Here is a 13,341-nt window from a genome sequence, read left to right as displayed (position 1 = left end):
AGATCTCTTGGCAATGTCGTGGTCGACGTCGGGGGCGTAGGGTCGGGACATGGCCCGCTACCTCGAGATCCACCCGCAGAACCCGCAGAGCCGCGCCGTCGAGCAGGCGACGTCGATCCTGCGCGACGGTGGCCTCGTCGCCTATCCGACGGACTCCGGCTACGCGCTCGGCGCCGCCCCGGGCAACCAGGAGGCCCTCGACCGGATCCGGAGCATCCGCCGGCTCGACGACAAGCACCACTTCACCCTCGTGTGCAAGGACTTCGCCCAGCTCGGGCAGCTCGTGCACCTCGACAACGCCATCTTCCGCGCGGTCAAGAACGCCACGCCGGGCCCGTACACCTTCATCCTGCCCGGCACGCGCGAGGTCCCGCGTCGGCTGCTGCACCCCAAGAAGAAGACCGTCGGCGTCCGCATCCCCGACCACGTCGTGGTCCGGGCGCTGCTCGACTCGCTCGGCGAGCCGATCCTGTCGAGCACCCTGATCCTGCCGGGGGAGACCGAGCCGATGACGGAGGGCTGGCTGGTCAAGGAGGAGCTCGACCATCTCGTGGACGCCGTCGTCGAGTCCGGCGACGTCGTGGCCGAGCCGACCACCGTCGTGGACTTCGTCGACGGCGTACCGGAGGTCGTGCGTGAGGGCGCGGGCGACCCGGACCGCTTCCGGTGAGCGACTCCGCCGACCGGCAGGCCACGTTCGTCCTGGTCCCCGGAGCCGGGGGATCGCCCTGGTTCTGGAGCCGGGTGGTGCCCCTCCTCGAGGCGGCTGGACACCGGGCCGTCGCGGTGGACCTCCCGGGGGACGACCCCGACGTCGACCTGCAGGGGTACGTCGACCGGGTGGCGGAGGCCGTCCGCACCGCGCGCGACGAGGGTCCGGTCGTGCTGGTCGGTCAGTCCTTCGGCGGCTTCAGTGCGTCGGCAGCGGCTCTCGTCGAGCCCGTCGACCGGCTCGTGCTGCTGAACGCGATGGTCCCGCGGCCGGGTGAGTCGGGCGTGCAGTGGTGGCGTGCCGTCGGGCAGGCCGCGGCCCGGCGCGAGGCCGAGTCGGCTGCCGGACGCGACCCGTCGCGCCCGTTCGACGTGCTCGAGGTGTTCTTCCACGACGCACCCGACGACGTGCTGGCGGAGGCCGCGACGCACGAGCGTGAGCAGACCGACCTCGCCTTCGGATCCCCGTGGCCTGGCGAGCACTGGCCCGACGTGCCGACCCACGTGCTCGTCGCCGACGACGACCGGCTCTTCCCGCCGCCCCTGCAGGGGCAGGTGGCGCGCGAGCGACTCGGCCTCGAGGCGACATCGGTGCCGGGCGGGCACCTGAACGCCCTGACGCGTCCGCGGGAGCTCGTGGACGCGCTGGTGGACTGCCTCAGCGTCGCCGCGCCGAGCTGAGGACGAGCGGCGCCGTCGAGGCCAGGAGCGCTGCGAGCAGGAGCATGGCTGGGGTCCCGGGCAGCCAGGTGAGCAGCAGCGTCCCGAGGTAGGGGGCGGCGAAGCCGAGGTAGGTCAGGCTGTAGAAGACGGCGGTCACCGTGGCCAGGTCGGCCGGCTGCGCGACCTCCTCGACCGTCGCCAGCCCGGCGACCAGGATCCAGCCGTACGCCGCTCCGAGCCCCACGGCCGCCAGGACGGTGAGCCCGCCCCACCCCGTCAGCGACGCGAGCGTGGCGACGAGGAAGCCGACGACGCCGGCACCCACGCCCAGGAGGACCGTGGTGCGCGGGGAGCGTCGGCGACCGAGGGGCTGGACGAGGACGCCGGTCCAGAGCGTCAGCGCCACGAGCGCGCCGCCCACGGCGACGTTGGGGCCGGGGACGGGCGCGACCTGCGGCACCGTCGCGAACGCCAGCGTCGCGCACCCGAACACCCAGGGTGCGGTGAGCAGCGTCCGTCGCACGAACGCGGGGGAGCGCAGCGCGTGCACGACCCGACCCCTCTCGGCGTCGAGCGGGTCGTGGTGCGCGCGCACCGGCTCGGGTGCGTTCCAGGCGAAGACGGCGACGAGCACCGTGAGGACGAGGTGCGGGACGTAGGGCAGCACCAGGGGGTGCGGAAGCCACTGCGCCATCAGCCCCGTGACGAGCGGACCCGTGCCGAACCCGGCCGACAGGGCGATCGCCGCCCGCCGTGCGCCGGTGCCGGCCGGCCCGGTCGAGAGCTCCTTGACCCAGGCGGTCCCGGGCGCGAACGCCGCACCCGAGGCGACGCCGGCGAGCAGGCGACCCAGCAGGAGCAGCAGGAGGCTGTGGCCGCCGACCAGCAGCACCACGGTGGCGACGAACGAGAGCACGAGCACCGGGCGCATCACACGGCGTCGGCCGAGCCGGTCCGAGACGGGCGCGACGAGCAGCAGCGTCGGGATGAGACCGACGGCGTACGCCCCGAACAGCAGCGTGACCTCCGCGGCGGTCGCGCCGTCCTCGACGCGGTAGACGGGCAGGAGCGCCGCGAACTGGTTGGCGCCCCAGCCGACGGCGAAGAGGGAGAGTGCCGGCGCCGGCCACGACCGGGAGGCACGCTGGACGGGTCCGGGAGGCAGCACGCGCCCACTGTAGGAGCGGGCGATCCCTACCGCCCGCGGTGGTCGACGCGTGACATGCGCGCCCCTCGCCGCTCGACCTGCACGTGCGGGCTGAGCTGCATGAGGCGCAGCGCGACGAAGCGGTGCGGACGGAACGGCTCGAGCACGAAGGCGACCTCGTCGTCGTGCTCGAGCCGGCGTCCGAGCAGCGCCGTGCCGACGGTGCTGGCCAGGTGGTAGTCGCCGAAGGGGACGGCGTCGGTGTCGCCGAACGCGCGCGAGCCGACCTCGGCGGCCGTCCAGACGCCGATGCCGGGGATGCTGCGCAGTCCGCGGTAGGCGCCGAGCAGGTCGTGCGGTCCGAGGCGCTCGAGCGCGTCGGCCATCCGGGTCGCGACCTGCGCCGTGCGGTAGCGCTTCGGGTCGACGCCGCAGTGGTGCCACGACCACGAGGGCAGCGCCGCCCAGGCGGCGCCCGTGAGCGGGACGCGCATGCCTGCGGGCGCCGGCCCCGGGGCGGGCTCCCCGTGCCGGTGCAAGAGCTGGCGCCAGGACAGGAAGGCGTCGGCGCCGAGGACCTTCTGCTCGATGATCGCGGGGACCAGCGCACCCACGACGTCGCCGGTGGACGGCACCCGCAGCCCCGGGAAGCGTCGTCGCGCGTCGGCCACGACCGGGTGGGCGAGCGGCAGGTCGTCGACGGGCAGGCCGACGAGCCGGGGCAGCGTCTCCGCCTGGTGCTCGGCACCCGGGCCCCACGCCTGCAGGCGGACGGCCGAAGGTCCGACCTGGCGCAGCAGCGTGGTCGCGGGACCGTCGGGGGTCCGCACGACGCGCCAGTGGTCGTCGCCGATGCGGCGGTACGCCGGGTCGGCGGGGCCGCGACGCAGGGTCGACAGCGTGCGACGCAGGTCGAGCGGCGCGCCGTCGTCGTGCGTGCGCTGGGCGTCCGGCCCCTTCACTCCTGGATCAGGCACGGGGCGTCCGCCGCTGCCACCAGCGTCGTCGAGTCGGCGGGGGAGAGGGGCGCGCGGCGGCACGGACGCGCAGACGCTCGCGCCACGCGGCGACCTCCTCCTCCACGTCGCGCAGGGGCGTGATGACGGGAGGCCCGCCCTGGAGCTGACGTCGGGCCTCGACGACCCGGCGGTTGAAGTCGGTCAGGAGGTCGCGCACGTGGGTCTCCGAGCCTGAGGTGTCGAGCAGGTCGTCGAGCTCGGCGTCCTCGCGTCGCAGCGCGAGCGCCGGCGGCAGGACACCGGAGACGTTCTCACGCTCCATCAGCTGCTTGAGCCACCAGTCGGGGTCGTGGCGGTAGACCCGCGCCGGGAGCGGCTTGCCCGCCAGCGGCAGGTCGTCGAACTCGCCCCGGGCCATCGCGGCCCGGATCTGGCCGTCGACGTAGAGGGTCTGGTCCTCGGGGCGGCGTCCGCGCTCGGGGCGCGACGACGCCTCCTCGGGCGCGGGGTCGTCGCCGAGCCGGTAGTGCGCCGCCCGGCGGCGGGGGTCGTCGGCCATCGTTCCTCCTGGCTCCACCGTAGCCAGGAGGAACGACAGCCGCGTGCCAGCGCGGGGTCGGGCGACCCCCTCAGTCGACGTCGTCGTCGACCCAGTCGAGGGTCTTGGTGACCGCCTTCTTCCAGCTGCGGTAGTACTTCTCGCGCTGGTCCTCCGACATCTGCGGCGTCCACCGCTTGTCCTCGCCCCAGTTGGCGCGCAGGTCGTCCTCGTTCTGCCAGTAGTCGACGGCGAGCCCGGCGGCGTACGCGGCGCCGAGCGCGGTGGTCTCGGCGACCTTGGGGCGCACGACGTCGACGCCGAGGATGTCGGCCTGGAACTGCATGAGGGTCTCGTTGACGACCATGCCGCCGTCGACGCGCAGCTCGGCGAGGGGGACGCCGGAGTCGGCGTTCATCGCGTCGAGCACCTCGCGGGTCTGGTACGCGGTGGACTCGAGCACGGCGCGGGCGATGTGGTTCTTGTTCACGTAGCGGGTCAGGCCCACGAGAGCGCCGCGTGCGTCGGGCCGCCAGTGCGGGGCGAACAGGCCCGAGAAGGCGGGCACGAAGTAGGCGCCGCCGTTGTCGTCGACCTTCCGCGCCAGCTCCTCGATCTCGGGGGCGCTGGAGATGAGACCGAGGTTGTCGCGGACCCACTGCACGAGCGAGCCCGTGACGGCGATGGAGCCCTCGAGCGCGTAGACGGTCGGCTGGTCGCCGATCTTGTAGCAGACCGTGGTGAGCAGCCCGTTCTCCGACGGGACGACCTCGGTCCCGGTGTTCAGCAGCATGAAGTTGCCGGTGCCGTAGGTGTTCTTGGCCTCGCCCTTCGCCAGGCACGCCTGGCCGAACGTCGCGGCCTGCTGGTCGCCGAGGATGCCGGCGACCGGCGTGCCGCGCAGGATGCCCGGCTTGCACTCGCCGTAGACCTCCGAGCTGGAGCGGATCTCGGGCAGCATCGACAGCGGGATGCCCATGTCGGCGGCGATCTGCTCGTCCCACTCGAGGGTCTCGAGGTTCATCAGCATGGTGCGCGAGGCGTTGGTGACGTCGGTGACGTGCACGCCGTCGTTCTCCGCACCACCGGTGAGGTTCCACAGGACCCAGGTGTCCATCGTCCCGAACAGCAGCTCGCCGGCCTCGGCACGCTCCTTGACGCCGTCGACGTTCTCGAGGATCCACGTGACCTTGGGTCCGGCGAAGTAGGTGGCGAGGGGCAGGCCGACGGTCTCCTTGTAGCGGTCGGGGCCGGCGTCGCCGCCGAGGCGGTCGACGATCTTCTGGGTGCGGGTGTCCTGCCAGACGATCGCGTTGTAGACGGGCTGGCCGGTGCTGCGGTCCCAGACGACGGCGGTCTCGCGCTGGTTGGTGATGCCGACGGCGGAGATGTTGCGGCTGTTGAAGTTCGCCTTGGCGAGCGCGCCGCCGATGACCCGTCGGGTGTTCTCCCAGATCTCCAGCGCGTCGTGCTCGACCCATCCGGCCCGGGGGAAGATCTGCTCGTGCTCGACCTGGTCGACCGCGACGACGGAGCCGCTGCGGTCGAAGATCATCGCGCGGGTGGAGGTCGTGCCCTGGTCGATCGCGAGGACGTACGTGTTGTCGGCCATGCTCGGTTCTCGTTTCTGTGGTGCGGTCGGGTGGGGTTCGGTCAGGTCAGGCGTAGTTCGCGGCGGCGGCGAGCAGTCCTGCGAGGATGCCACCGACGACCGGTCCGACGACAGGGATCCAGGCGTAGGACCAGTTGCTGTCGCGCTTGCGTCGGATGGGCAGCAGCGTGTGGGCGATGCGGGGTCCGAGGTCGCGCGCCGGGTTGATGGCGTAGCCGGTGGGGCCGCCGAGGCTCGCACCGATGGCGACCACGAGCAGGGCCACGGCGAGCGGACCGAGGCCGCTGGGCGTCTTGCCGAAGGCGATGATGACGAACACGAGCACGAAGGTGCCGATCACCTCGGTGAGCAGGTTCGAGCTGGTGCGCGGAATCTGCGGCGCGGTGCAGAAGACGCCGAGCTTGTCGTCGGGGTCGCTCTCCTCGGCGTTGAATTGGTCGCGGTAGGCGAGCCAGCAGAGCGTGGCTCCGAGGATGGCCCCGACGAGCTGGGCCGCGAGATAGACCAGCACCTTGACGGCGGTGTCGCCACCGAGGTCGTCACCGGAGGCGACGAGGCCGAGCGTGACGGCGGGGTTGAGGTGGGCGCCGGACTGGTAGGCCACGTACACGCCGGCGAACACGGCGAGTCCCCAGCCGATGGTGATCATGAGTGGTCCACCGCCGTGCCCGTTGGTCCGGGCGAGGACCACGTTGGCGACGACGCCGCAGCCGAGCAGCAGCAGGGTGGCCGTGCCCAGCAGCTCGGGCAGGAAGATCCCGGTCAGCATGTTTCCCCCCGGGCCCGGCTCGTCGCCCGTCGCCCGCCCGGTGCGGACGTCCCTGGAAGGCCGAGCGTCGGACCCGTCGTCAGGCTAGCGTGACGGTGGTCACACGGCGACGGCGGGTGAGGGCACCGAGGAGGAGGCCGAGGTGGGGACCCAGAAACGTTGCTCGCCCTCGTGGTTGATGCCGTCGGGGACGCCGCCGTTCTTCTCCACGACGCGTCGGGAGGCGTGGTTGACGGGGGAGACGGTGAGGAGTGCGGGGGAGATGCCGAGGGCTCCGGCCTTGACGAGTGCCTGGCGAAGCATCTCGGTGGCGTGTCCCTGGCGCTGCCATGGGCTGACCACGTGGTAGCCGATGTGGCCGCCACCCTGGTCGGCGATGAGCCGGTGCCGGATCACGAGGCTGCCCAGGTAGAACTCGCCGGAGACGAACCAGAAGACCTCCGAGGGCACGCCCCATCGTTCGCGCACGCCGACGCGTTCCGCGACGAAGGCGTCGAAGTCGCGGCTGGCGACGGCAAGCCACTCGGTGCTGGCGCCACGGTCCTTCATGTCGGCCATCTCGCCGACCAGATAGGTGGCACGCACGGCCGCCGTCGGCGCCACCAAGGTGGGCGGATCGGTGAGCGTGATCATGGGAGCAGCCTACGGCGCCTCTGTGGCGTGCCTTCCTGGTCCGCCCCGACGCCGGTGGTCCGCGATGCAGCGCGGATCGAGGTGGTGGATCTCGACGAACTGGATGGTGCGGGGTCGTCGGGTCCAGGCGCGGGTGAACGCGGTCTCGGCTTCGATGGTGCGGGTGGGTAGGTGCCAGCGGGCGTTGCCGTCCTCGTCGTGGGTGACGGTGAGGGCTCCTCGGGTCTTGAGGCCGTGGTGGGGTGGGCACCGGTGGTGCAGGTTCCCCGCTGCGGTGGGTCCGCGCTGCTGGCCTGGTGGTCGTCCGCCTGGTGGTGGGTCGGGGTCGTAGGGGATCTGGTGGTCGACGTCGCAGCCGGTGGCGGGGCGGGTGCAGCCGGGCACGTCGCAGGTCCCGTCGATGAGGTTCAACGCCCTGCGTAGGGGTTGGGTGGGGAAGCGGCCCAGCTCGGTCACGTCGAGGATGCCGCCGTTCTCATCGGTCAACAACCGCGAGAACAACGTGCCTTCGGCGGCGGCGAGCTCGGCGAGCAGGGCGGGGTCGAGGACGTGCTGCCCATCCGCAGAGACGCCCGGCTCGCTGGAGAGGCCGAGCAGGGTGGCCAGGGAGACGGTGACGCCGACGTGGAACCGGCCACGCCCTGACGTGGTCGCGGTGTTGTCCTTGCGCAGGAGGGTGTCGACGAGGGCGTCGGCGCGGGCCTGGGCCAGGGTCCGCTCATCGTCGGTGGTGGCGTGGCGGGAGGCCTTCGCTGCGAGGGTGAGGTCCCGGTCGATGAGGAGGACGTCGGTGGTGGGGATGAGGGCCTGCAGCAGGCTCATCCCGTCATCCAGGGTGGTGATGGTGACGGTGCGGTCCGCGTGTGCCGCCTGGCGGCGCTCGATCGCGTGGTCGGGCTCGACCCGGATGAGGAACCGACGCAGCCATCCCTTCAGCTGGCCGAGGGTGTGGGTGGTGGCGTAGGCGAGGACGGTCTCGTCCAGCCGGGTGATGTTCTCGGGGTGGTGGAGCTTCCAGGCGGTGGAGGCGATCTCGCGGGCCTTGGCCCGGTCGACCTCACCGCGCAGGTGGCCAGCCCACACGACGGGGAGGTCCACCACGAGGGTGCGGGTGGCCGAGACCAGGTTCGCCACGAACCCCTGCGCGAGATGCAGCTCGAGGGCGGCCTCCAGGATCGCGACCTGCCGGGCGTCCTCGACCTGACGGGCACTCAACCCTTGGGTGAGGGCGTCGGTGCGGCGGGTCTCCACGAACCGCAGCACCGCCCGCGCCTGCTCCGCCTCACCCGCCCACACCCGCGCCGACGCGGTCGCCGCGTCAGCCAGGAGGGTGTCGGTGGGGCTCATAGTTCCAACCTAGGCACCCCCACCGACACCCCCCTCCAGCCCGGAAAACCCCTGTGGACAGTGGAGTTTCGGCTGGTTCGCGCTGGGCCGTTGCCGGGTGGTCTCGATACGCAGCCGCGAGGCTCGTCCCTCGCGCCCGGCCGCTACTCGACCAGCGAGACAACCGCTGGTCGAGTAGTCGGGCCTGGCGAGGTACGAGCCTGGGGCCGACGTATCGAGACCACTCCAAGCTGTCGCTGGGAGCTGGCCCGCGCTGAGCCGTTGCCGGGTGGTCTCGATACGTCCGAGCCTCGCAAGCTCGCTCGGACTACTCGACCAGCGGATCGATTCGCTGGTCGAGTAGTCGGGCCTGGCGAGGTACGAGCCTGGGGCCGACGTATCGAGACCACTCCAAGCTGTCGCTGGGGGTCGGTCCGCGCTGATCCGTTGCCGGGTGGTCTCGATACGCAGCCACGGCGCTCGTTCCTCGCGCGCGGCCGCTACTCGACCAGCGGAACGATTCGCTGGTCGAGTAGTCGGGCCTGGCGAGGTACGAGCCTGGGGCCGACGTATCGAGACCACTCCAAGCCGTCGCTGGGGGTCGGTCCGCGCTGAGCCGTTGCCGGGTGGTCTCGATACGCAGCCACGGCGCTCGTTCCGCCCCCGCAAGCGGGAGGTGCCCCCAGCGCGCGGCCGCTACTCGACCAGCGGAACGATTCGCTGGTCGAGTAGTCGGGCCTGGCGAGGTACGAGCCTGGAGCCGACGTATCGAGACCACTCCACGCTGTCGCTGGGAGCTGGCCCGCGCTGAGCCGTTGCCGGGTGGTCTCGATACGTCCGAGCCTCGCGAGCTCGCTCGGACTACTCGACCAGCGGAACCTACCGCTGGTCGAGTAGTCGACGCCGCTGGGGGCACCTCCCGCTTGCTGGGGCCGAAGGAGCAGGCGGAGACGTATCGAGACCACCCCAAGCCGTCGCTGGGAGCTGACCCACGCGGAGCCGCTACTCGACCAGCAGCGGTCGTCGGTCGACCGGCAGCCTGGCGGGAGAGGGAGCGCGGCCAGAGGTGTGGAAGAGCACGAGGCCCACCACCACGAGGACGAGGCCGACGGCGAGGACGGGGCCGAGCGGCTCGCCCAGCAGGGGAGCGGCGAGGGTGGCCGTGAGCACGGGGCTCGACGCGCCCGCCACGGCACCTGCGCCGCTGCCGAGCTGCCGGATCGCCAGGGCATAGCAGAGCGTCGACGCGATCCCGGTGCCGACGCCGAGCAGCAGCACCGTTGTCAGCACCTCCGAACCGACAGCCGTCCCGTCGAGCATCGCCGACGTCCCCAGCCCGAGCGCCACGGCGACCACCACGCCGATTGTCGAGCCGAGGCTCACCAGGGCGACCACGTCGAGCAGCCCGAGGGTCGTCCGAGCCAGGGCGAGCGTGTAGACGGCCCACAGCAGACCGGCCGCGAGGAGCGCGACCACGCCGATCGAGCCGTGGGTCGAGGTCATCGTGCTGGCACTCACGGCGACCCCGCCCGTTATCAGCGCGAGGGCCACCACCCGTCCTCGCGGGACCCTGCGCCGACGCAGCAGGAGGAGCGTGACGAACAGCGGCACGGTGCCAGGGACGAGCAGGCCGGTGAGCCCGGCGCTGGTGAGGTGAGCGCCCACCGCGAAGACCATGAAGTGGGGGACTCCGCCGACCAGCAGCAGGGCGAGCGTGCTCGTCCGTTCCCGCCGTGCACGACGCAGCGCCCCGGGGACCCACGGCGCCAGCAGGACCAGGGGAGTGGCGAAGCGGAGCAGGGCCAGGTCGAGGGTCGTGAGTCCCGACGTCCCGAGCGCCCGCGTGGTGAGCGCGAAGGACGACCACAGCAGGACGGTGGCCAGCAGCGCGGCGGGGCCCGTGGCGGCGCGCACGGTCGGAGCGGTCCAAGTCATGCCGCAACGGTAGGGAGATCACCCCGGCACGCGATTGCCAATCCTGCCAGCACCTCTTTGATTCGTGGCAGGATCTGCCACATGACCCGCTTCGACGCCATCGACCGATCGATCCTGCGCGAGCTGCAGCTGGACGGTCGGCTCACCAACCAGGAGCTCGCCGACCGGGTGGGCCTGTCGCCGTCGCCCTGCCTGCGTCGGGTGCGGGCCCTGGAGTCAGCAGGGGTGATCAGCGGGTACCGCGCGGTCGTCGCCCAGCAGGAGGTGGGCCTGAGCATCACCGCCTTCGTCCGGCTGCGGCTCTCGTCGCACGCGACCCACACCGTGGAGGCGGTCGAGGCGGAGCTGCGGAGCCTGCCCGAGGTGGTGGAGGCGTACGTGCTGGCGGGCGACCACGACTACCTGCTGAAGGTGGTCGCCGAGTCGTTCGCGGGCTACGAGCAGCTGCTGCGCGACAGGATCCGCGACATCCCGTCGCTCGCGTCGATCGAGACGACGTTCGCGTTCGGCGTGACGAAGGATCCGTCGCCCGTGCCGGTGCCGTAGGGGAGAGGAGCACGAGAGTCGTCCTCCCGCGCCGGCCACGGCGACCGGAGCGCGCCGAGCGGCCTGCGCGAGACCTGCCTAGGGTCGAGGACATGGGAGAGACGACGCGGACCGCGCTCGTGGCAGGTGCCACGGGCATCGCAGGCTCGGCACTGTGCCGGGAGCTGGTCGGGCAGGGCTGGGAGGTCCTGGGGCTGTCACGCAGCGGTCGGGCCCCGATGGACGGCGTGCTGGGCGTGGCGGCCGACCTGACCGACGAGACGTCGCTGCGCGAGGCGCTCGCGTCCCACGCGCCGACCCATGTCTTCGTGACGGCGTGGATGCGCCAGGAGGACGAGGAGGCGAACATCCGCGTCAACGGACGGATGGTGCGCGACCTCCTGGCCGCCGTCTCGCCCGCAGGCACGGTGCAGCACGTCGCGCTCGTGACGGGCCTGAAGCACTACCTCGGCCCCTTCGAGGCGTACGGGCAGGGCGACCTGCCCGACACGCCCTTCCACGAGGACGAGGAACGCCTGCCGTACCCGAACTTCTACTACGCGCAGGAGGACGAGCTGTTCGCCGCCGCGGAGCAGGCGGGCTTCACGTGGTCGGTGCACCGGGCCCACACCGTGATCGGTGCCGCCGTGGGCAACGCGATGAACATGGGGCAGACGCTCGCGGTCCAGGCGGCGATCTGTCGGGACCAGGGGAGACCGATGGTCTTCCCTGGGTCGCGGACCCAGTGGGACGGACTGACCGACATGACCGACGCCGGCCTCCTGGCCGAGCACCTCGTGTGGGCGTCGACGACGGCCTCGGCCGCGGACACGGCGTTCAACGTCGTCGACGGCGACGTCTTCCGCTGGCGCTGGCTGTGGCCTCGCCTGGCGGCCCGCCTCGGGGTCGAGCCGGAGGGCTTCGCGGACGAGCCGCGCCCGCTGGAGGACCAGATGGTCGACGCCTCGGCAGCGTGGTCGCGCATCGCCGAGCGTGAGGGGCTCGTGGAGAGCGACGTCGACCGGGTGGCCTCCTGGTGGCACACGGACGGCGACCTCGGACGCGACGTGGAGTGCCTGGCCGACATGACCCGGAGTCGGGTCCTCGGCTTCACGGGCTACCGGTCGACGCTGCAGGCGTTCCTCGACCTGTTCGACCACCTCGAGGAGGCCCGCGTCGTGCCGCGTCCCTGAGGTGCTCAGGAGTGCGCCATGAAGACCGCTCCGGTCAGCATGAGCGCGAACGACACGGCGACGAGCACCTTCTGCGACGTCACCCATGCGACGCCGCCCGTCAGGGCGAGCCGGGTCGCCGGCCCCACGAACCCGATCATGCCGGCCAGCATCACGGTGACCCCCAGCAGCTCCAGCACCGACATCGCACACGCCCCATCCGTCGCCCTGGCAACCCGGTCTGCGCGGCGGCTCCTCCGCACCCGCACCTCGAGGTTCGCAGAGGAGGACGCGGTCGGCCCGACGAGCGTCGAGCGGAGAGGTTCTGCGGAGGTCTCGCCCTCGCGGGGGACCGTCCCGGCCTGCAGAGCCACTCCCAGACACATCTAAGTTGACATAATGTGCATTATCGGATCGATCCCGACAGGGACGGAAGGGGCTCAGGAACCGGTGCGCACGGCGGCGTCGTGACGATGCACGTGCTGCTCCAGCAGCGCGCTCCAGGCGCGGACGTCGTCGGGCGTCGTCGCGACGACGAGCGAGCTCGACGGCCACAGGCCGTGCAACGTCTCCGCGGTGCTCAGCGGGTGCGCAGGGTCGTCGGTCCAGGCCAGCAGCTGCGTCGGGACGTCGAGCGTCGCCAGCGCCGCCACCGACGGCAGGTCCGAACGTGCAGCGCCACGCAGGACGGTGGGCAGCAGCGCCTCGTCGACGTCGGGCACCGTGTCAGGACGGCCGCGCGTGGCCGGCGGCGGGACGGCGTCGGCAGACAGCGCGACGAACGCGTCGACGCCCGACGTCTCGACCAGCCGCCCCGACGCCTCGTACTCGGCAGCCTTGGCGCGGCGGGACGCCCACGCCGTCGGCGGGATCATCAGCGTGAGCGACGCGAACCGGCTCGGGTCCCCGAGGGCGGCGTGCAGCAGCGTGGCGGTCCCCATGGACCCGCCGAGCCCGTGCACCTGCTCCCCCGGGAAGAATCTATCGATCACCTGTTCGAGGTCCTCGGCGAGCCGGTGCCAGGTGTAGTCCTCGACGACCTTCCGGCCGGTGGAACGCCCGTGGCCCCGCGCGTCGTAGCGCAGCAGCCGGACTCCCGGCACGCGGGCGGCAACGTCGAGACCGAGCACCGCGTCACGGCTCCGGCTCGACGTCAGGCCGTGGAGCACGACCACCGCCGGACCGTCGTCGCCCTGCACGTCGACGTCGAGGACGGCTCCAGGCACGGACACGGACGACATGGCGGGCGACTCCTCGGTCTCGGGACCTCCCAGACTACGACGGCGGGAGCCCCTGGAAGCCGTCCGAGCGCCCGCTGTGAGCGACGAGACACGCAGCGGCGACGGGACGC

Annotated in this window: 14 protein-coding genes; 4 read left to right on the top strand and 10 right to left on the bottom strand. The window is 72.2% G+C overall.

The window, feature by feature from the left end; genetic code table 11:
* Positions 1–49 precede the first annotated feature (49 nt).
* Positions 50–670, top strand: coding sequence for an L-threonylcarbamoyladenylate synthase (locus tag QE370_RS13800; RefSeq protein WP_067857346.1), 621 nt, complete (start codon positions 50–52; stop codon positions 668–670).
* Positions 667–1,392 (top strand): alpha/beta fold hydrolase, encoded by a 726-nt coding sequence (locus QE370_RS13795; protein ID WP_309634690.1) that lies wholly within the window; start codon positions 667–669, stop codon positions 1,390–1,392. The genes QE370_RS13800 and QE370_RS13795 overlap by 4 nt, the downstream gene beginning before the upstream one ends.
* Here QE370_RS13795 and QE370_RS13790 read toward each other — a convergent pair.
* From QE370_RS13790 to QE370_RS13755, 8 genes are all read right to left on the bottom strand, one after another.
* Entirely contained in the window at positions 1,370–2,542 is a 1,173-nt protein-coding gene (locus QE370_RS13790) for an MFS transporter (protein ID WP_309634689.1), read from the bottom strand. The two genes, QE370_RS13795 and QE370_RS13790, sit on opposite strands and share 23 nt — an antisense overlap.
* A 26-nt stretch (positions 2,543–2,568) precedes the next feature.
* On the bottom strand, positions 2,569–3,483 hold the full coding sequence (locus QE370_RS13785) for a DNA-3-methyladenine glycosylase 2 family protein (RefSeq protein ID WP_309634688.1): 915 nt from the start codon (positions 3,481–3,483) through the stop codon (positions 2,569–2,571).
* A gap of 7 nt (positions 3,484–3,490) precedes the next feature.
* The gene (locus QE370_RS13780) at positions 3,491–4,039 is read right to left on the bottom strand and encodes a DUF1992 domain-containing protein (protein ID WP_253023414.1); all 549 of its coding nucleotides are present in this window, start codon (positions 4,037–4,039) and stop codon (positions 3,491–3,493) included.
* 70 nt (positions 4,040–4,109) lie between these two features.
* Positions 4,110–5,630, bottom strand: coding sequence for a glycerol kinase GlpK (glpK, locus tag QE370_RS13775; protein WP_309634687.1), 1,521 nt, complete (start codon positions 5,628–5,630; stop codon positions 4,110–4,112).
* A 46-nt stretch (positions 5,631–5,676) separates the two neighbouring features.
* A complete protein-coding gene (locus tag QE370_RS13770; RefSeq protein WP_309634686.1) occupies positions 5,677–6,399 on the bottom strand; it encodes an MIP/aquaporin family protein in 723 nt (240 codons plus the stop codon).
* A 99-nt stretch (positions 6,400–6,498) separates the two neighbouring features.
* Positions 6,499–7,032: a GNAT family N-acetyltransferase gene (locus QE370_RS13765; RefSeq protein ID WP_253023420.1), complete on the bottom strand. Its 534-nt coding sequence runs from the start codon at positions 7,030–7,032 to the stop codon at positions 6,499–6,501.
* Between the two features lie 9 nt (positions 7,033–7,041).
* Positions 7,042–8,379: a DUF222 domain-containing protein gene (locus QE370_RS13760; protein ID WP_309634685.1), complete on the bottom strand. Its 1,338-nt coding sequence runs from the start codon at positions 8,377–8,379 to the stop codon at positions 7,042–7,044.
* 981 nt (positions 8,380–9,360) lie between these two features.
* Complete coding sequence (locus tag QE370_RS13755; RefSeq protein WP_309634684.1) at positions 9,361–10,293, bottom strand: EamA family transporter; 933 nt, start codon at positions 10,291–10,293, stop codon at positions 9,361–9,363.
* A gap of 81 nt (positions 10,294–10,374) precedes the next feature.
* Between QE370_RS13755 and QE370_RS13750 the strand changes: the two genes are divergently transcribed.
* Together QE370_RS13750 and QE370_RS13745 are read left to right on the top strand one after the other, a co-directional pair.
* Positions 10,375–10,839, top strand: coding sequence for an Lrp/AsnC family transcriptional regulator (locus tag QE370_RS13750; protein WP_253023426.1), 465 nt, complete (start codon positions 10,375–10,377; stop codon positions 10,837–10,839).
* A 92-nt stretch (positions 10,840–10,931) separates the two neighbouring features.
* On the top strand, positions 10,932–12,011 hold the full coding sequence (locus tag QE370_RS13745) for an SDR family oxidoreductase (protein ID WP_309634683.1): 1,080 nt from the start codon (positions 10,932–10,934) through the stop codon (positions 12,009–12,011).
* A 5-nt stretch (positions 12,012–12,016) separates the two neighbouring features.
* On the opposite strand, the gene QE370_RS13740 is transcribed toward QE370_RS13745, so the two are convergent.
* Together QE370_RS13740 and QE370_RS13735 are read right to left on the bottom strand one after the other, a co-directional pair.
* Positions 12,017–12,196 (bottom strand): hypothetical protein, encoded by a 180-nt coding sequence (locus QE370_RS13740; RefSeq protein ID WP_253023430.1) that lies wholly within the window; start codon positions 12,194–12,196, stop codon positions 12,017–12,019.
* A 234-nt stretch (positions 12,197–12,430) separates the two neighbouring features.
* The gene (locus tag QE370_RS13735) at positions 12,431–13,231 is read right to left on the bottom strand and encodes an alpha/beta fold hydrolase (protein WP_309634682.1); all 801 of its coding nucleotides are present in this window, start codon (positions 13,229–13,231) and stop codon (positions 12,431–12,433) included.
* Positions 13,232–13,341 lie beyond the last annotated feature (110 nt).

The organism is Aeromicrobium sp. SORGH_AS_0981, assembly GCF_031453195.1.
Taxonomy (GTDB): Bacteria; Actinomycetota; Actinomycetes; order Propionibacteriales; family Nocardioidaceae; genus Aeromicrobium.
Note: the sequence above shows the minus strand (reverse complement) of the source record. Positions and strands in the feature narration are given on the sequence as shown.

Coding starts and splice junctions, on each gene's coding strand:
- QE370_RS13735 (WP_309634682.1), bottom strand. CDS start 13,231: ATGTCGTCCGTGTCCGTGCCTGGAGCCGTCCTCGACGTCGACGTGCAG.
- QE370_RS13760 (WP_309634685.1), bottom strand. CDS start 8,379: ATGAGCCCCACCGACACCCTCCTGGCTGACGCGGCGACCGCGTCGGCG.
- QE370_RS13765 (WP_253023420.1), bottom strand. CDS start 7,032: ATGATCACGCTCACCGATCCGCCCACCTTGGTGGCGCCGACGGCGGCC.
- QE370_RS13745 (WP_309634683.1), top strand. CDS start 10,932: ATGGGAGAGACGACGCGGACCGCGCTCGTGGCAGGTGCCACGGGCATC.
- QE370_RS13780 (WP_253023414.1), bottom strand. CDS start 4,039: ATGGCCGACGACCCCCGCCGCCGGGCGGCGCACTACCGGCTCGGCGAC.
- glpK (WP_309634687.1), bottom strand. CDS start 5,630: ATGGCCGACAACACGTACGTCCTCGCGATCGACCAGGGCACGACCTCC.
- QE370_RS13770 (WP_309634686.1), bottom strand. CDS start 6,399: ATGCTGACCGGGATCTTCCTGCCCGAGCTGCTGGGCACGGCCACCCTG.
- QE370_RS13750 (WP_253023426.1), top strand. CDS start 10,375: ATGACCCGCTTCGACGCCATCGACCGATCGATCCTGCGCGAGCTGCAG.
- QE370_RS13740 (WP_253023430.1), bottom strand. CDS start 12,196: ATGTCGGTGCTGGAGCTGCTGGGGGTCACCGTGATGCTGGCCGGCATG.
- QE370_RS13800 (WP_067857346.1), top strand. CDS start 50: ATGGCCCGCTACCTCGAGATCCACCCGCAGAACCCGCAGAGCCGCGCC.
- QE370_RS13755 (WP_309634684.1), bottom strand. CDS start 10,293: ATGACTTGGACCGCTCCGACCGTGCGCGCCGCCACGGGCCCCGCCGCG.